General features: G+C 75.1%; 16 protein-coding genes. 4 read left to right on the forward strand and 12 right to left on the reverse strand.

All coding sequences use genetic code 11. The features are described 5' to 3' along the window. Positions 1-250: 250 nt before the first annotated feature. From ACYQ02_RS08810 to ACYQ02_RS08850, 9 genes are all read right to left on the reverse strand, one after another. On the reverse strand, positions 251-2,377 hold the full coding sequence (locus tag ACYQ02_RS08810; protein ID WP_460040072.1) for a heavy metal translocating P-type ATPase: 2,127 nt from the start codon (positions 2,375-2,377) through the stop codon (positions 251-253). A 140-nt stretch (positions 2,378-2,517) separates the two neighbouring features. Further along, complete coding sequence (locus tag ACYQ02_RS08815; protein ID WP_460040073.1) at positions 2,518-2,886, reverse strand: ArsR/SmtB family transcription factor; 369 nt, start codon at positions 2,884-2,886, stop codon at positions 2,518-2,520. A 157-nt stretch (positions 2,887-3,043) separates the two neighbouring features. Continuing rightward, the gene (locus ACYQ02_RS08820; protein WP_460040074.1) at positions 3,044-3,556 is read right to left on the reverse strand and encodes a hypothetical protein; all 513 of its coding nucleotides are present in this window, start codon (positions 3,554-3,556) and stop codon (positions 3,044-3,046) included. Positions 3,557-3,667: 111 nt separating this feature from the next. Further along, on the reverse strand, positions 3,668-5,668 hold the full coding sequence (locus ACYQ02_RS08825; RefSeq protein ID WP_460040075.1) for an extracellular solute-binding protein: 2,001 nt from the start codon (positions 5,666-5,668) through the stop codon (positions 3,668-3,670). Positions 5,669-5,710: 42 nt separating this feature from the next. Continuing rightward, positions 5,711-6,796, reverse strand: a complete 1,086-nt coding sequence (locus ACYQ02_RS08830; RefSeq protein ID WP_460040076.1) for a L,D-transpeptidase family protein — start codon at positions 6,794-6,796, stop codon at positions 5,711-5,713. Between the two features lie 300 nt (positions 6,797-7,096). Further along, positions 7,097-8,035, reverse strand: coding sequence for a patatin-like phospholipase family protein (locus tag ACYQ02_RS08835; protein WP_460040077.1), 939 nt, complete (start codon positions 8,033-8,035; stop codon positions 7,097-7,099). Between the two features lie 332 nt (positions 8,036-8,367). Continuing rightward, positions 8,368-10,185: a stage II sporulation protein P gene (spoIIP, locus tag ACYQ02_RS08840; protein WP_460040078.1), complete on the reverse strand. Its 1,818-nt coding sequence runs from the start codon at positions 10,183-10,185 to the stop codon at positions 8,368-8,370. A 36-nt stretch (positions 10,186-10,221) separates the two neighbouring features. Continuing rightward, positions 10,222-10,350, reverse strand: a complete 129-nt coding sequence (locus ACYQ02_RS08845; protein ID WP_460040079.1) for a hypothetical protein — start codon at positions 10,348-10,350, stop codon at positions 10,222-10,224. 539 nt (positions 10,351-10,889) lie between these two features. After that, a complete protein-coding gene (locus ACYQ02_RS08850) occupies positions 10,890-11,768 on the reverse strand; it encodes a hypothetical protein (protein WP_460040080.1) in 879 nt (292 codons plus the stop codon). Positions 11,769-12,160: 392 nt separating this feature from the next. Between ACYQ02_RS08850 and ACYQ02_RS08855 the strand changes: the two genes are divergently transcribed. Together ACYQ02_RS08855 and ACYQ02_RS08860 are read left to right on the forward strand one after the other, a co-directional pair. Further along, positions 12,161-12,601, forward strand: a complete 441-nt coding sequence (locus ACYQ02_RS08855) for a hypothetical protein (protein ID WP_460040081.1) — start codon at positions 12,161-12,163, stop codon at positions 12,599-12,601. Between the two features lie 112 nt (positions 12,602-12,713). Next, positions 12,714-13,469 carry a cytochrome c biogenesis CcdA family protein gene (locus tag ACYQ02_RS08860; RefSeq protein ID WP_460040082.1) on the forward strand — a complete coding sequence of 252 codons (756 nt, stop codon included), beginning with the start codon at positions 12,714-12,716 and terminating at the stop codon, positions 13,467-13,469. Positions 13,470-13,815: 346 nt separating this feature from the next. Here ACYQ02_RS08860 and ACYQ02_RS08865 read toward each other — a convergent pair whose 3' ends face one another. Further along, positions 13,816-14,136 carry an alpha/beta-type small acid-soluble spore protein gene (locus ACYQ02_RS08865; RefSeq protein WP_460040083.1) on the reverse strand — a complete coding sequence of 107 codons (321 nt, stop codon included), beginning with the start codon at positions 14,134-14,136 and terminating at the stop codon, positions 13,816-13,818. A 120-nt stretch (positions 14,137-14,256) separates the two neighbouring features. Further along, complete coding sequence (locus ACYQ02_RS08870; RefSeq protein ID WP_460040084.1) at positions 14,257-14,589, reverse strand: hypothetical protein; 333 nt, start codon at positions 14,587-14,589, stop codon at positions 14,257-14,259. 499 nt (positions 14,590-15,088) lie between these two features. Here ACYQ02_RS08870 and rocF point away from each other — a divergent pair, with 499 nt between their 5' ends. Together rocF and ACYQ02_RS08880 are read left to right on the forward strand one after the other, a co-directional pair. Beyond that, positions 15,089-16,000: an arginase gene (rocF, locus tag ACYQ02_RS08875; protein WP_460040085.1), complete on the forward strand. Its 912-nt coding sequence runs from the start codon at positions 15,089-15,091 to the stop codon at positions 15,998-16,000. A 176-nt stretch (positions 16,001-16,176) separates the two neighbouring features. Beyond that, entirely contained in the window at positions 16,177-16,422 is a 246-nt protein-coding gene (locus ACYQ02_RS08880; RefSeq protein WP_460040086.1) for a SelT/SelW/SelH family (seleno)protein, read from the forward strand. Positions 16,423-16,445: 23 nt separating this feature from the next. On the opposite strand, the gene mutY is transcribed toward ACYQ02_RS08880, so the two are convergent. Continuing rightward, positions 16,446-17,783 (reverse strand): A/G-specific adenine glycosylase, encoded by a 1,338-nt coding sequence (gene mutY / locus ACYQ02_RS08885; RefSeq protein WP_460040087.1) that lies wholly within the window; start codon positions 17,781-17,783, stop codon positions 16,446-16,448. Positions 17,784-17,787 lie beyond the last annotated feature (4 nt).

The raw sequence follows: 17,787 nt of genomic DNA on the forward strand, positions 1-17,787 counted from the left end.
CTTCTTGCCCACCGGCAAGAAGTCGTTACTGGGTAGCACGGCCGGCTCTGGTCACGACGGCCGGGCTCTCGCCCGCGATGGCACGCCCGGTCGCATGCACCCCCGGACCGTCGCCGCGCCCCCGTATGGCTCCTTACCGGCCTCACGGGACCAGTTTAAAGGGCGTTTTTTCGCTCGCAGGGAGACTAGCACAGGAGGCAGCAGCTGTCAACCGTCATTCCGCGCGCGCCGGCTCGCCAGGAGAGGGCAGCTAGCCGCGTTCGTCCCGCCCTGCCCGCAGCACCCGCATGGCATTCAGGACGGCCAGCAAGGCCACGCCCACGTCGGCAAACACCGCTTCCCACAGCGTGGCGGCACCGGCGGCGCCCAGTGCGGCGAAGGCGCCCTTGACCCCCAGTGCTAGGGCGATGTTGTGCTGCACCACGCGGCGGGTGGCGCGGGCGACGGTCACCGCCGTGGCCAGGCGGGCCGGGTCGTCGTCCATGATCACCACGTCGGCCGCCTCGATGGCGGCGTCGGAGCCCAGCCCGCCCATGGCGACCCCGACCGTCGCCCGGGCGAGGACCGGCGCGTCGTTGATCCCGTCTCGTCCCGATGCTGCCGCCTCCAGCTGCTCCAGGGCGGCCACCTTCTCCTCCGGCAGCAGCCCGGCCCGGACCTGGTCGAGCCCCAGGGCAGCGGCCACGGCCCGGGCCACCGCAGGCCGGTCGCCCGTCAGCATGACCTGCCGCCGGATGCCCAGGCGCCGCAGGGCCCGAACGGCGCCGGCGGCTTCGGGCTTGACCCGGTCCGCGACGACGATGCGCCCGGCCAGCCGGCCCGCCACGGCCACGAAGACCAGGGTGCCACCAGGCCCGTCCCCAGCCCCTCCATCCCCAGGGACCGTGCCGGTCCCTTCGCCGTCCGCCACGGCGACCCCCTCTTCCCGGAGGAACCGGGCGCTGCCAACCAGGACCGGCTGCCCGTCCACCCGGGCGCGGACACCCCGGCCCGCCAGCTCCTCGAAGCCGGCCACCCGCCCGGCGTCCACCGGCTTACCGTAGGTTCGGGCGATGGCAGCGGCGATGGGGTGCCCCGAGGACGCCTCCGCGTGGGCGGCCAGTTCGACCACCCGTTCCGGCGGCATCCCGTCGCGGGCGGTGACCTCCACCACCTCGAACTCGCCCCGGGTCAAGGTGCCGGTCTTGTCCCAGACCACCGTGTCAAGCCGTGCCAGGGCATCCAGGTAGTGGGCACCCTTGACCAGCACGCCGCACCGCGAGGCGGCGCCCAAACCGGCGAAGTAACCCAGGGGCACCGAGACCACCAGGGCGCACGGACAGGCGATCACCAAAAGGATCAGCGCGCGCCGGATCCACTCGCCCCAGGCCGCCCCGGGCACCACCAGCGGCGGGATCAACGCCAGGGCCGCAGCCGCCGCCACCACCGCGGGGGTGTAGTACCGGGCGAAGGTGGTGATGAAGCGCTCCGCGGGCGCCTTGCGGGCGGCGGCCCGTTCCACCAACTCGAGGATCCGTGCCACCTGGGAGGCGGCGAAGGGACGGGCCACCTGGACCATCAACACCGCACGGGTGTTCACCATGCCGGCCAGGACCTCGTCGCCGGGTTCGACCCGCCGCGGCACCGCCTCGCCCGTGAGAGCCGAGGTGTCCACGAAGGACGAACCGGCCGTCACCCGGCCGTCCAGGGGAATGCGCTCGCCGGGCCGCACCTCGATCTCCTCGCCCACCGCCACCGTGGCGGGATCGACCGTCAACACGGTGCCACCCCGGCGCACCCGGGCGAACTCGGGCCGCAGGTCCAGCAGGGCGCGGATCGACCGGCGGGAGCGCTGCACGGCCAGGTCCTGGAAGTACTCGCCCACGGTGAAGAAGAGCATCACGGCCACGGCCTCGGGTAGCTCGCCCAGGGCGATGGCCCCCAGGGTGGCAACGGTCATGAGGAAGTTCTCGTCGAAGACCCGACCGCGCCGCAGGTTGCGCAGGGCGGCGCGCAGCACGCCGTGGCCAACCCAGAGGTACACCGCCAGCAGCATGCCATCGGCCACCAGGCCCGGGGGCGTGCCCGCGAGCTGCCGGCGGGCGAGGGCGGCGGCAGTGAAGAGGACCGTCGCCAGGCCGATGGCCATCAGCCGCCGGCGGGCGGCGCCGCGCTCCGCCTCCCCCGCGCCGGCGCCTTCACCTCGACCGGCCAACGTACCGGAGCCGGCGGCAGATCCGCCCCTGCCGGAACCGGGCGCCGATCCGTCCCCGGTTGGCTGGCGGCGGGGTCCTGCGGAGGGCTCCCCGCGCAGGGCATCTTCGCTGCGCCGGCCGCAGCGGGCGCAGTCCAGGCCCGTGCTGGGGTAGGCTTGCAGGGTCCGGCTTGCCCTTGCCATCGGCGTCCCTCCAGGGGCCGGGCTGCGCCGTGCAGCCCGGGCGGGATGGCCGGCCGCCGCGCTGCAGGACCGGTGACCCGCACCGGCTGCGGCGCAGGATCGCCCGCCCGAGGCGCGGCGGCCCGCGGCGGTGCCGGCGGTCAGCGCTGCTCCGCGTAGTGCTCCTGGGCGACCTGGATCAGCCGCAGCACGTGCTCGTCCGCCAGCGAATAGTAGACGTTCTTCCCCTCCCGCCGGTACTTGACCAGGTGCATGGTCTTCAGCAGGCGCAGGTGGTGGGAGACGGCGGGCAGGGACAGGTCCAGGGCGGCGGCCAGGTCGCAGACGCACAATTCCGCGACCGCCAGCAGGTAGAGGATCTTGGTCCGCGTCTCGTCGGCCAGGACTTGGAAGAGTTCCGACAGGCCGGCCACCTCCAGAATCCGGTCCCGCAGGGTGGCGATCCGATCCGCATGGGGCTCGAAGCGCAGGCAGACGTCCCGCCGGGACGGGCTGGGCTGGATGCTCACCGGGTGACCCTCCAGGGCGCAGGCCGTGACGTGGCACATGGACCCGCAATCACGATTCTGCAATCTTATAACGATTCCACAATCGTTTAATCGTCGACGCTATGATAAACCCGGCCGCACGGCCAGGTCAACGGCCGGTTTGAGTCAGGAACGGGCGCTAGACCGGAATGGGCCGGTGCCCCCCGGTCCGGCGGGCAATACGGGCGAAGTAGAATCGGTGGAGGTTGCCCTCCCGCTCGTGGACGCAGCGCAAGCCCAGGCGGGTGGCGATCCGCTCGAACTGGCCGTAGTAGAAGGCGTGCCACTGCTCGCGGTCGATGCCAAAGCCGGTCAGCAGGTCCTCATCGCTAGGCGGGGGCTCCAGCTCCAGGCGGGCGATGCCCCCCTCGTCCCGGACGGTGACCACCCGGTCGCCGCCGGCCGCCACCATCTGGGCCAGGGCCTGGGCGAACTCGATGCCCGAACAGCGCGCCAGCGGGGCCCACGTCTGGGCCACCTGGTCGCCCAGGTACCGGGCCAGGCCCTCGGGCGTATCGCCCCGTTCCTGGGCGTACCGCAGCAGCAACATCAGGTAGCCCCGCAGGTTGGCGCGGGCGATGGTCAGCTGTTGCTCCAGCGCCGGCGGCTCCGGCCGCTCTTCCGGGGTGGCGTTGCCAGGCTGGACGTCCAAGGCGTCACCTGCGGCGGGCCGATCTCCCCGGCGTCCCGATCTGCCGGTGGCTGAACCCGGCCGCCCTCCCATTGTAAACCACCCCGCCCGCCCCCTTGTACCCATCCCGCTTCACCGCCGCGGCGGCGGCTCCCCGCCCGCCGGTGGTTCGGCGCGCTCCTCGGCGGATCCCCCGCCCCACTGCTGCAGCACCTCCGCGGCGCCGGCCCGGCCCGCCCAGAAGGCGGCCAGGGGCTCGCGGATGCGGCGGTCCACCTCCCCCGGCTCGGGAACCGGCACCCCCGGCGCGGTCGGGTAGCTGACCGCCAGCCGCTGCCAGCGGCCCCGGACGTCCCGGTTCCAGACGCCCACGGCCAGGTGCTCCAGCTGCCGCCGGTAGGCGGCGGGCAAGGGGCTGGTGGCCCGCCACGCCGCCAGGGAGGTCACGTCGGCCGGCACCGCCAGCAGGCGGCGGGTCAGCACGTCGGTGCGCCAGCGGCTGAGGAAGCGGGCCAGCTCCACCGCCGCCTGGGTGTGGTCGTCCCCCCGGTACCGGTTCTGCCGGAACACCATGAGCCCGCCGGTCTCCAGCAAGGCCGGCCGCGGCGCCTGGGCGGGGACGGGCGGCGGCAGCAGGACCAGGCCGTCGAAGCCGGGCGGGATCAGCGGCTCCACCTGCCGCGGGTCGGCGGCGCTGGGGATGCCGCCGGTGATCCGCCCACCCTGGTCCACCCGGGGCGGCGGGGGTAGGGGCCACCGCTCGGGCACCTCGGGTGCCGCGTCGCCGTCTCGGGCCACCAGGGGCGGCACCACCACGACCCCCGGCCGCGGGGGCGGCTCGTCGGGACGCCGGGGGACGAGCCCGGCCTCCCGCTCCAGGAGCCAGCGGCCCAAAGCCGGCGGGAACCCGCCGGCCATGGGGCCGGTCTCCGCCTCGGCCAGCCAGCCGGCCGCCCGGTCCCCCGTCACCACGGCCAGCCGCTTGTCGTCCCGCAGCCGCTGCAGCCACTCCAGGGCCGCCTGGCCCTCCGGCCCGGCCCACACCACCGCCCCCGACGGCGCCACCGGGCCGGCCAGCCCCCGCACCCTCAGCAGCTGCTCCAGCGGCAGGTCCGGGCGGGCCGCCCACAGGGTGAGGGCCGCGCCCGGGCCGGCCGGTTCCTCCGGCGCCGTCCCGGCTCCGGCCCCCGTGCCGCCGGCCGGGGAACCCGGCGCGGCTGGAACGCCGGCCAGGCGCGCGGCGTCCTCGTAGGTCCAACCGGTCAGGGCCAGGGCGTTGGGATCCAGGCCGGCCTGGCGCGCCCGGGCGGCGTCGACCCACCACGTATGGGGCGCCACCCACCGCGGCCAGACCCAGCTGCGCCCCCCGGCCCGGTAGAGCAAGAGGGCCGTGGGGTTGTACCAGCGCCGCTCAGCCCGGCTCAGATACGGGTCGACGGGCACCTGCAGCGGGTGGCGGACCCGCAGGGCGCTGCCCCAGCCGCCGAAGACGTCGGGCGGCTTGCCGTCCGCCAGGGCCCGCTCCAGGCGTGCGGCCGCCTCCCCGGCGGGGATCCACTCCACCCGGACGCGGATGTTGGGGAACTGCCGGGTGAAGGCGGCGAGGGCCCGGTCCACGTATTCCCGGTGGGTGAACGGACCCGGACCGGGCAGGGGTGGAACCGGCGGCGGCCCGCCGCGCCGGGCCGCCTGGGTGCCGGCCGGTCCGGACGAACCGGCGGAACCCGCACGGCCTGGACCGGTGCCCGATCCGTCGCCCGCCGGCGCATCCGGGGTCCCACCGGCCGCCGGCGGCCCGGCGGGCTCTTCCCCGCTGCGTCCCCCGGACGCCGCCGTGCCGCGGGGCTCGGGACTTGGCCCCTCAGGCAGCCGCAAGGGGTCCGGCAGCACGGCCACCGGCAGCTCGGTCTCCCACAGGACCAGCTCGTAGGTCTTCTGCGGGTCCAGGGGAACCGGCCGGTACCGGGCCCAGGGATCGCCCTGGCGCTGGCGCCACAGGGCGAAGGCGCCGGCCGCCACCATCAGCAGGGCGGCGGCCCCGACCACCAGGGCCACCCGCTGCCACCGCTGCCGCCCCGCGGGCGGGCCCCCTGGCGCCGGGTCCCGCCGGTTCGTCCGCCCTGACCGTGCCATGGCCGCTCCCCCCGTCCTGCCCGGTGCCGTCAGACCGGCCCTTCAAGGCCGGAAGCCCACCAGGCGCTGCAGGGCGGCGTCCGCCACGCCGTCGGGATCGAGACCGAACCACGCCTCGGCCTCGGCCACGGCGCGCTCGGTTCCGCCGCCGTAGACGCCGTCGGCCACCCCGGGGTCGAACCCCGCGGCCCGCAGGGCCAGCTGGAGCAGGACCACGTCCTGGCCCACGTCCCCCCGCCGGTACACGGGCAGCCGGTAGTAGACCTCCGTGGTGCCGGTGATCTTGACCGGCGTCCCCACCTGGACCAGGTCGTCCAGGGTCATCACGTCCTCGTTGAACATGCGGATGCAGCCCAGGCTGGCGTAGGTGCCGATGGAGCCGGGGTTGTTGGTGCCGTGGATGCCGTACGACCCCCAGGGGGCGCTGAGGCCGAACCAGCGGGCACCGAAGGGGCCGCCCGGCCAGTGGGCGATGTCGGTCACCCGCCACTCCCCCACCGGGGACGGCTCCCCGGGCCGCCCCGCGGCCACGGGGAAGGTCTTGACCGGCCGGCCGTTGCGGTAGACCGTCAGCTGCCGCTTGTCGATGTCGATGACGATCAGGACGTCGCCGGCCGCCGCCACCGGCCGGCCCCCCTGCAGGGCCAGCCCGGCCACCGACGCCCACCAGCGGGCGAACCGCCAGTAGGACGTGCGGGCGCCTTCCCGCTCGCCGCAGACGGGGCCGGCGCCCGCCAGCCCGCCCCCCGCCTGGTGCCCTCCGACCCAGAGCAGGGCTCCGGCCAGGACGAGACCGCCCAGGAGCCACCGCGGCCAGCGGCGCCCGGCCCCGGGCACCGGCTGCCGGCCTCGCCGGGACGGCAGGCGACCGGCAGCGACGCCCCCCTCCTCGGACGAACCGGCCGGTGCCGGCCCCGGACCGTGGCCGGCAGCCCGGGCGGGTGGCCACCGGAAGCCGGGCATCCTCCCCCGCAGCCAGCGGCGGCCTCCGGGTTCGCCCGCCGGCCCGGTCCCCGGATCGCGCCGCTGCGACGGCGGGGTCGTCGCCCGGGGATCGCCGGCGGGCGGGCGCTGCTCCTCCCCAGGACGACCGCCCGGCCGTAGCGAGCCCCGGCCTGGACCGTCCATGGGCCCACCCCCTCGCGGGTCCGGTGGGCCGGCCGCCCGGGAGGCACCACGGCCCGGGGACGGGGCGCCGCAGCGCCGCAGGGGACCGGCCCAGGCTAGGCTATGCGGGGGGAGGCTGGGGTAGAAGACGGCCCCTCAGGGATGGAAGACGGCCCTTCAGGGGTCGACGACGGTCTTCAAGGGTCGAAGGAGACGCGCAGGCCCCCCGCCCCGGCAGGAGGCCGGCGGCAAGGGGCCCGGCCGGAACGGCCGGTGCGGTGGAGGACGGCTCGCCGAGGATGGAGCAGGGCAGGCGGTCCTTCACGTGAGGGCTTCGCCCGAGGCCGCCTCGCCGGTGGCGGGGTGGAGCAGGCGCTGCAGGTCGTCCAGCGCCTCCTTGAGGGCGCGGGCGCCGGCCTCGATGCACTCCGGCACCCGATCCAGGTCGGTCAAGGCCACGTCAGGCAGGTCGGGCTGGAGCACCAGGTCGGCGAAGCGCTCCAGCTTGAAGGCGGCCAGGTCCCGGGCCATCAGGTCGAAGGCCTGACCCAGGAAGTCCAGCAGGCCCGTCGGTTCCCGGCGCTGGCGGACCGAGACGTCGACGGCCAGGACCACCCGGGCGCCCAGGGCCCGCGCCGCTTCGGCCGGTACCTTGTCCTTGACGGCGCCGTCGACCAGCACGTAAGGTCCCAGGCGCTTGGGCTCGAAGATCCCCGGGATGGCGATGCTGGCCCGCACGGCGGCGGCCAGCGGGCCCTTGTCCAGCACGATGGCCCCCGGCATGGCCCGTTCCACCCGCTCCCGGTAGGCCGGCGGGCAGAAGACGGCGGCGCGGCCCGAGCGCACGTCGGCGGCCATGATGGCCACCGGCCGCTCCAGCTGCTCCAGCCGGATGCCCCGGGTCCACAGCCCCACCAGGCGCTCCAGCTTCTGCCCCTGGATCATGCCCTGGGGCACGGGCCGGCGCGGCCGCCAGCGCAGCCCCAGCACCTGGGCCAGCATGGCCAGGGCCGAACCCCAGGTCAGGTTGGAATCGTACAGTTCCGCCGACCGCAGGCGCCGGGCCACGTCCTCCATCTGGGCCGGGGTCCAGCCGCATGCCCAGAGGGCGGCCAGGATGGCGCCGCTGGACGTGCCGGTGACGATGTCCGGCGAGTACCCGGCCTCCTGCAGCGCCCGCAGCACGCCCACGTGGGCCAGGCCCCGCAGGCCCCCGCCACCCAGGGCGACGCCCAAGGGGCCGAAACCGCCGCCGTTCATCCCGTCACCCACCCCCGTCCACGCCAGGGTATGGCACCCTGGACCTGTGGTGGAACCCTGCCCGGTCGCCGGCCGGTCCATCGGCAGCCGCCCCATCGCCGGCCGGTCCATCGCCGGCCGGCCCGCCGGCGGCCGGCCCGGCGGCGGAAAGGGCTGGAGGCCGTGCCTGCCGGCCGAAGGGGCTAGAGGCCGTGCCCGCCGGCGGGAGGGGCTGGAGGCCGCGCCCGCCGGCACCGGCGCCGTCGCCGTTCCCTCGCCGTCCCTTCGGGGAGGGGGCCCGGCCGGCGAAGGGGACGTGACCGGCCAGGGGGCCGCGGCCGGCGCCCGGCCGGTTAGCGGGGCCGCCGGGCCAGGGTGCGGTCGAGCACCGTGGCGAACATGGCCGCCCCGCGCTCCGCCCGGATGCGGCTGTTGGTGTGGGCCCCCACCTCGATCAGCAGGGTCCGCGGCCCCAAGTCCTGGTTATAGTTTCCGCGCCCATAGTAGATCCCCTTGACCAGCCCGGGGAAGCTGCGGTCCGCCTCGGCCTTGAGGCGCCGGGCGAAGGCCAGGTTCGTCCGCCGGAAGGGATTCTCGCGCCCGACCACCAGCCGGATCTGGGTCACCGGTTCGCCCTTGACCACCTCCCGGTAGAACTCGGGCGGCGTGGCGTCCCGGTGGACGTCCAGCAGCACCAGCGGGTTCTTCGGCATGAAATCCAGCGCCGTCCGCCGGGAGCGCCGGTACGCCCCGCGGTCGTGGGGCAGGTGCAGGGCCTCGGACTTCACCACCCGGAAGCCGTGCTGGGCCAGTTCCCGCCCCAGGACGTCGCCCACCTTGTGGATCCCGCCGCGCCCCTCCACGCTGGCGGTGCCGTCGGTGGGGATGTACGACTCGTCGTTGTGGGTGTGGTAGATGCCGATCAGCCCCTCGCCCCGCGGCGTCGGACGAACCGGCGCCGGGTCGACCACCTTCTGGAAGAGGGCGCCCAGGGGCAAGGCGGCGGCCAGGGAGGCGGGTCCCGGCTGCGGGCCCGGGCCCCACCCGGTCAGGGGATCGGCTGCCCCGGCCCCGGCCGTTCCCTGCCCGCCCAGGGCGGCGCCCCAGGGATCGGGCGCCAGGCCCGGCGGCGCCAGACGCCAGGCGGAGAAAAGGCCGGGCGGCGGCGTGGCGGTCGCCAGAGGCAGGGAGCCGGTTCCACCGGCCAGGGTGCCGTCGGCGGGGTTGAGCAGGGCCCGGGCGTAGGCGGTGCGCCCCGCCACCCGGACGATCCGGTACCACCGGTCGGCGGCGTCGATCCAGATGTCGCCCACCACCATGACCCGGGCGGAGGTCAAGAGGAGGCGGCCCGTGCCGATCTCCCGCAGCTCCATGTGGGTGTCGAACAGCTCGTCACCCGTCGGGCTCTGGTAGCGGGGGCCCAGCCAGGCCGTGGTCACCACCACCCCCAAGGCCAGTGCGGCCAGCAGCCAGGAGGCCGCCACCGATGGCGCCGCGGGCTGTTCGGCCACCGCCGGCGGCGGCGCGGGACGCGTCCTGGCCCGCCGCCAGGGCGCGCGCCGGGCCAGCCACTCCCGGGTCTCGCCGACCAGCTCGGCCAGGGCGACGGCCCCCACCCCCGCCAGGACCACGGCGTCCAGCACCCCGCCGCCGCCCAGGTTGACCCAGGCGCCGGGGATGCCCCGCAAGCTGTTGGTCACCGCACCGATCAGGTCGACCAGGAGGACACCCAGGGTGGCGGCAATGAAGGCGGCGCGGCGGGAGCGCCCCGAAAGGTAGCCGAAGACGGCGGCCACCACCACCGGCGCCCACAAGGGGTCCATCAGCCACCAGCGCCCGCCTCCGGGGTCGCTGGGCAAGAACCAGTCGCTGGCGTACACGGCCGCGGCCGTCCACAGGGACGCCACCAGGGCCCGCCGGCGTTCGAAGGCGTGGTCCGCCGTCCAGAGCAGGTAGAGGGCGACGGCCGCCGGGACCAGCGCCCCGCCCAGGTCTACGCTGACCCCGGCCCCGAGGGAGATCTCCGGCAGGAAGGTGCCGGCGATCATCACGCCCAGGAGCGCCAGGGCCGCCGTCTTGGACAGCCGCATCCGGTCGAGCACCCGGTGGGTCACGCCCAGCAAGACCAGAAGGGCCAGCCCGAGGAGCAGCGCCGTCGTACCTCCGAACAAAGCCCGCTTCACCTCCTCGCCGCAGTCGGTCTACCGTCACCGGTCGCCGTCACCGGCCGGCATCGCGGTCGCCGTCACCATGGGCGCCACCGGCCGGCGCCACCGGCTGGCGTCGCCGGTCGCCCTGCTGGGTTGCAGGCGCGGCCCCAGGCTGCCGGCAACCAACCGTTCCGACCCTCCGCCGCCGGGGGCGGCGGCGCCAGCGGCAGCGACGCCGGGGGCGGCGACGCCCGTCTGCTACAGGCAAGGCTCCCGGTTAGCATGCCTCGGTACCGGTGAAGGCTTGTGCCAGGGGCACCACGGCGGTCCCGCAACCGCCCGGAGGGGTGGCCGTCTTGCAAGGCCGGATCGCTGCTGCAACTCGGGCCCTCAGGTCCTCACCCGACGGCGAGATACCACCTGCGCCCGATTGGGCCTTTCTCTGCAAGGCTGCTATTTTAGACTTGCAATCGGGCCCAACACCCGGCTCGGTTGCGACCGATAAGCGGGCAACACCGCTGTCGGTACACCCCTCTCGCGGGCGGCCGCACCGCCCCGTGACGCATCCCCCAGACACAACAAGCCTCCGGATGGAGGCTTGTTGTGTTTTTCGTGATGGATTTCACAAGGTTTGGACTTGCAAAACGCCACAGGGGACGGAACCGCCGCAGCCGACGGGGCAGGGGACGGGACATTCCGCAGGCTACGGGCCACCCGCCGGCCGGCTACGGGATGCCGGCCGGCCCGCCGGGGCCCAGGGGGCCGGCCTGCCAGCGGGCCAGGAGAAACATCAGCGCGAGGGCGATCGCCATGGCCAGGGTGAAGACCCACTGGGCCTCGCCCCGGCCGCGGCGGGCTCCGGGCACCAGCCGCCCGCCCGCCAAACCCGACAGGACCAGCCCGGCGGAGGCCGCCCGCAAGACCAGGCTCCACGCCACCAGACCGGCCCGGGCCGGGAGGACGCCGGTGAGCAAGGGCGGAAGCCCGGCCACCAGCGCCGCCAGCACCAGCGACCGCCGGGGCGGCCGGCGGCCGTCGGCCACCAGCAGGCCCAGCCCCCACCCCAGGATCAGCCGGCTGGCAGCCAGCGCCGCCGCCGGTCCGATGGCGATCCCGCCCGCCTCCAGGGCCGCGCGGACCACCCACGCGCCCGCCGCGCCATCCAGCCCCAGGGCGGCGGCCCACACCCAGGCCACCCGCCGCCCCGTCCGGCCGCCGGGGCGCATCCAGCCGGCGTAGGCGGGGATCAGAAGGGCGGCCAGGAAGGCGGCCTGCAGCCAGAGCCCCGGTACCCACCCGGGGCCCTCGAGGCCCAGGCCCAGGGTCGCCAGCCAGTTCGTCAGCAAGAGAGCGGTGAAGGCGCCGGCCGCCAGGCCGCGGCCGCCGGTGGTACCGCCCGGCCAGGTTCGCACCGCGGGGCGGGCCGGTGTCCCCGCCGCCCCACCCCGCCCGGCAGGAGCCGCGCTGCGCCCGGCAGGAACTGCAGCGGCACCTGGAAGGCGCGACAAGGCAAGGCCCACGAGCAGGGGGAACCCGTACAGGAGCAGGACCCAGCCCCCGGCCGCGAAGGGGAACCACCAAGCCGTCACCGGCACCCGGATCACCAAGGACCTCCCCCGCCCTGCCGTGTTCCCCCGCCCCCGGCCGCCGCCCCCATGCCCCGGCGCCCGTCCCTTGCCGCCGCGCCCGGGCGCCGCGCCCAAGGGCCACGCGGCCGGCATCCACCCACACGGCCGGAATCCACCCGCGACCCAGCCACGGCCCCCCGGCCGCGCCAAGGGGCATGGCCGCGGCGCTGCCACAATAGGAGAGTTTACCACATGGTGCCGGCGCCCTGGGCGGCCCTGGCGGCGATCGGCTTCCCCGGGGCCAGGGATGGGGGCGGGTTTGCGCGCCGGACGCCGCCGTTTCCCACGCCCGCCGTTTCCCTGGCGCGCCGGGGGCGGTAGAATTCGCGGTGGAGGGGACGATTCCGCTTCCGGAGGGATGAAAGGGCATGGAGAACGTGGTCGACCGCCTGGATCAGCCGTTGTTCCGCCAGACCATCGAGGAACTGGAGCGGCGGCGGGTCACCGGCACCGCCTTCGACCGCCTGGAGGACGACGCGCCCGCCGGCCAGCTGGGCCCGCGGGTCGCCCGGCTGCGGGAGGCCCTGGAGGCCCGCTTCGGCGCGCCCCGGGTGGAGGCCGACGCCGAGCAGCCCAACTTCCGCTTCCTGTTCGAGCTGTCGCCCAACACCTCGTACCTGGAGGTCGGCACCACCGACGGGCGCCGGGTCTACGTGGACTTCCTGACCACGTATCTCTTCATGCGGTCGGTCACGCCCAGCAAGGAGACGTGCCGGGCCCTGTGGCTGCCGGGGTACGTGCAGGAGGCCATCGCCGAGCTGAAGCGCATCGCCATCGAGGCGGGTGCTCTGGACCGTCCCGCCGCCTGAACCGGCGTGCCGCGGCCTAGGCGGTGGATGCGTCACGGCAGGGCGTGCCGCCCCGGAGGCCGGTGCGCCACGGCAGGATGTGCCCCACGGGCGGTAGAGGAGGCGCTGCGGGATGACGGGTGCGGAAGCCCAGGTCACCGCCGGGATCGCCCTGCTGGCGGGCATGGCTTACTTCTTCTCCCCGTGTGTCTGGCCCCTCTATCCGGCCTACCTCGCCTTGCTGGGTGGAACCGGCGGCGAGCCGGCCGCCCCCGTCCGTATGCCGCCGGGTGGCGCCGCCATCGCCCGCCCGCGCCGGCTCGCCGGCGCCGCCGGGTTCGTCCTGGGCCTGGGGCTGGTGTTCATCGCCACCGGCGCCAGCCTGTCGGCGGTGGGCGCCCTGCTCATCGCCTACCGGGACCTGTTGCAGAAGGTGGCCGGTGTGCTGATCGTGCTCTTCGGCCTTCACATGCTGGGCATCCTGCGGTGGCGGTGGCTCCAGCGGGAGTGGCGGCCGGCGTGGGCCCAGGTGGCGCCGGCCGGCGGCGGCTTCCTGCCCGGGGTGCTCATGGGAGCCGCCTTTGGCGTCGGGTGGACGCCGTGCGTCGGCCCCGTGCTGGGGTCGATCATGCTGCTGGCCTCATCGGTGGGGACGGTGGTCCAGGGCGTCCTGCTGCTGGCGGCCTTCACCGCCGGCTTCGCCATCCCCTTTCTGACCCTGGCCCTGGTCATCGACCGGCTCCAGCCCGGCTGGCTGCGCCGCGGCGGCCCGTTCCTCCGGCGGGTGGAACAGGCCAGCGGCCTCGCCCTGGTGCTGCTGGGCGTGCTGGTCTTGACGGGGCAACTGGCCTACATCGCTTCCTGGCTCTTCTACCGGCTGGCCGTGTAATCCCGCGGCTGGCCGTGTAATCCCGGGTCCCTGGCCGGGTAATCCCGTGTCATCCGCCCGCCGGCCAAAGGGAAACGGGCCTTGCCGCCGCCCCGCCCCAACCAGGCCGGGTCGATGGTCGCCAAGGCCCGCAGCCGTCTTCCGATCCCGCGTACCCGTGGGGCCGGTTCCCTGCCACGGAACCTGCCCGCTCCGAACCCGCGACGGTCGAACCGGCCGGCTCGGCCCGCGCTCCCCGCGATGGGCACCTCGGGCATCCTGTCGCCCCACCGCGAAAGACCGGGATGCCGCCAGCCGGGCCGGAACCGCCGGCGAGGTCCTCCTGCGCTACAGCCGCAAGAGCGCCTCAGATCCGGGGCGCCGGCTGGAAGGCGTCGGCCCGGCCGGCCGCCCAGTTGGCCGCCCCGAAGGCCGGCGTCGCGGCCGCGCGGGTGGCGTCGGCCGGCGGCAGGGTGCCGCGCTGCGCCAGCTGCTGTTCCGCCAGCGCGATCATGCGGCGCACCATGTGGCCGCCGACGGCGCCCGTCAGCCGGGTGGGCATGTCGCCCCAGTATCCGTCGGGAGGAATCTGGATGCCCAGCTCCCGCGCCACCTCATACTTGAACTGATCCAGGGCCCGGGCGGCACCCGGGACCAGATGCCGGTTGCTCTGCTGACCACGAGCCAAGGCCTTTCACCTCCTCCCGAGGCCCGTGCCTTTTTGCCGAGGCTGGCAGTCGTAATATGATCCGTCGCCCTTCGCCTCACGCCGGCAAGTCATGGCAGGGGCCCGCCTCCCGCTGGAAAGTCATGGCGATGACCCCTGTCCATCCTGTTCCCCGAGCCGGCCGCCGGGGTTCCGGCGCTCCTTCGCCTGCTCCTGGCGTTGCTCGCCCGGCTCGCCGGGCTCGCCCGGTTCCTCCCCCCCGGTGAGGACGTTCTCGGCCGCCGTGAAGGTGTCCCCGCCCACCGTGGGGCGGCGGGGATTGACGGGCCGGCCCTCCACCGGACGGGGGCGGGAGGGGATGTCGCCGGGCAGGCCGGCCTTGGTTCCCGCACGGTTGATCGTCCAGAACACCAGAGCGCCGACGACCAGGAGGCCGAGCACGATCAGAACGCCGGTGTTCTCCACCCTCGTCACCTTCCTTCCTCGCCCGTCCCGTCGCCGCCGCCTTGGGATGCGGGGACGCGCCGCCGGGATCGGCGACGGGCGGTTCGTCTGGAAGAAAGGATGCCCCAGGGACGTGCCGCCGCCGGTCGCGCGGCCCGCGGGTCCGGCGGCCGCCGCGGCGTGACTGCCGCTGGCGAGGGCCCCGCGACCGGTCCTGTCCGCGGATCCGGAGGACGCCCGGGACCGCCTCACGGGGCGTTACGGCCCCCGGCCGGAGGACGCCCGGCACCCTCCCTGGGCCTGGCGGCCCGCGGGTCCGGCGCCCCCCGCTACCGCCTCCCCGGGCCTGGCGGCCGCCGTGCCCGGGCGACGCCCGGCACGTCCCCCGCCGCCCGTGCCATAATGGCCCCAGGGGATGGTGCGGGGCGGGGGAGGGCGACGGTGGTCGCCGGTGGGTGGGCGGGCCCGCCGGCGTCCCCCCGGTCCCAAAGGCTGCGGGAGAAGGGAGCACGGCAGGCACGGGAAGGGGATGGATGGGGTGGAGGTGGCGATCCTCGGGGTTCCCATGGACCTGGGCGCCAGTCGCCGCGGGACCGACATGGGACCCAGCGCGATCCGGTACGCGCGGCTGACCGACGCCTTGCGGCAGGTCGGGTGCCGGGTCCGGGACCTGGGCAACCTGGAGGTCCCGGTGGCCGAGAGCCTCGACGCCGGTCACCCGCGCCTCAAGCACATCGAGGCCATCGAACCCGTCTGGCGCTCCCTGGCCGAACGGGTGACGCGCCTGGCGGGGGAGGGCCGGGTGCCCCTGGTGCTGGGCGGCGACCACAGCCTGGCCGTCGGCACCATCGGCGGGTTCCTGGCCCAGGGCGTGGAGGATCTGGGGGTGCTCTGGTTCGACGCCCACGCCGACTTCAACGACGCGGCCACCACGCCTTCGGGCAACGTCCACGGGATGCCGGTGGCCTGCATCGTCGGCCGGGGCGATCCCGAACTCCTGGCCCACACCCGGTGGCTTCCCCGCTACCTCCCACCGGAACGCCTGGTGATGATCGGCCTGCGGGACGTGGATCCCGGCGAGCGGCAGAAGCTGCGGGAAACCGGCATCGTGACCTACACCATGCAGCAGATCGACGAGCTGGGCATCGCCGAGGTCACCCGGCGCGCGCTGCAGCACCTGCAGGGCCGGGGTGCGCGCCGCCTGTACGTCAGCTTCGACGTGGACGTGGTGGACCCCGACGTGGCACCGGGCGTCGGGACCCCGGTGGTGGGCGGGCTGACCTACCGCGAATCCCATCTGGCCATGGAGATCGTCGCCGAGTCCAAGCTGCTGGCGGGGATGGAGGTGGTGGAGGTCAACCCCATCCGCGACGTGCACAACCGCACCGCCGAGGTGGCGGTGGCCCTCATCGCTTCGGCCTTCGGCAAGCGCATCCTATGACCGCGGGCGGTCTGACCGCGAGCGGGTCGCCGGATCAGCCCCGCAGGGCGGCCCACCGGCTCGCCGGCCGGCATGGTAAACTAACCATAAGCTGGACGAGCTGGGCGGCTGGGCCGGACGAACCGGCCCCGAGGTGCACCAAGGGCCGGTTCCATGCCAGCAAGGGAGGGTATGTGGTGAGCGAGCGCATCGAGGTCCGCATCGAGTACTGCACCTCTTGAGGGTACCTGCCGCGAGCCGCCCGTGTGGCGGAAGAGATCCTCGGGGCCTACCCCGATCGCGTGGCGTCGCTGACCCTGGTTCCCTCGTCGGGCGGGCGGTTCATCGTCACCGCCGGCGGCCGGGAGATCTACAACAAGGCGGAGACCGGCCGCTTCCCCGAGGAGGGCGAGGTCCGCAAGCGCATGGCGGAGTTGTGGTAGCGAAAGGGCAGCCGGGGCCGGCCTCAGCCGGCCCCGGCCCGTTTCTTCCGGCGCCCGTTCAGGGACGGCGCCGCCGGCGCCTCCATGGCCGCCGCCAGAGCCCTCCGGTCCAGGGCGGCCATGGCCCATTCGTCCAGCGCCTCAAGATCCACCCATTGGACCGGGACCGGTCCCCCGGCCCGGGATCCCGGCCCGTCCCCGCTCCGCCACGACCCCGGCTCCTCGCCCACGGCCCCCGCCGTCCCGCCGCCTGCCGCCCCCAACCCCTCAGGGGGTGCGGGAATGGGGCGCCCCAACGCCGTCGCCCCGGAGCCGCCGGGGGCGGCCCCGCCGTCAAGGGGCCCGTCCGCTCCGCCGGTCCCATCGCTCCCCGGAGGTGCGTCCACCTCGGCCACGTAGAGCCGCCACTGCCAGCGCCGGTGACTGAAATCCCACCGGCCCGCCACGGGTTCGACCCGCCACCGCAAGGGCACCCCCAGGGTCGCCTGCAGCATGCCACCCACCCGCGCCCGAGCCTGGAGCCACGTCTCGTCCGGCTGCCGGCGGGCGTAGGGCAAGGCCCAGAGCCCGCCCAAGAGCTCGCCCTCGGGCCGCCGCACCAGCGCCACCCGGCCGTCCCAGCGGCAAAGGACCATGACCACCTGCTCTTCGACCAGGGGGGCCGGCCGCCGCCGCATCACCGGCCAGGCCTCCGGCCGCCCCGCCGCCCAGGCCCGGCAAAGGTCGGCCACCGGGCATTCCTCGCAGCGGGGCTTGCGCGGCGTGCAGACGGTGGAACCCAGCTCCATGACCGCCTGGTTGAGGGCCCCGGGCCGCGGCCCCTGCACCAGCTGCCGGGCCAGCTGCTGGAGCTTCCGGCGGCCCGCCGCTGCGTCGGCCGGTTCGTCCAGGGCGAAGAGGCGGCTTAAGACCCGCTGGGCGTTGCCGTCCACGGCCGGAACCGGCAGGTCGAAGGCGATGCTGAGCACCGCCCCGGCGGTGTAGTCGCCCACGCCCGGTAAGGCCCGGATGGCGGCCTCGTCGGGGGGCACCCGGCCGCCGTGCCGGTCCACCAGCACCCGGGCCGCCGCCTGCAGCTGGCGGGCGCGCCGGTAATACCCCAGGCCCTGCCAGAGCCGCAGCACCTCTTCCTCCGGCGCGGCGGCCAGGTGGAAGGCTGTCGGAAATCGCTGGAGAAAGCGAAGGTAGTATGGCAGGGCCGTGTCCACCCGGGTCTGCTGGAGCATGATCTCCGACACCAGGATGGCATACGGATCCCGCGTGCGCCGCCAGGGAAGATCCCGGCGGTGACCGTCATACCAATGGATTAACCGGGACCGGACCTCCTGGGGGTCCGGTCCCTCCAATGGAGCGTTGTTCATGTCC

Source organism: Thermaerobacter litoralis (assembly GCF_054654595.1).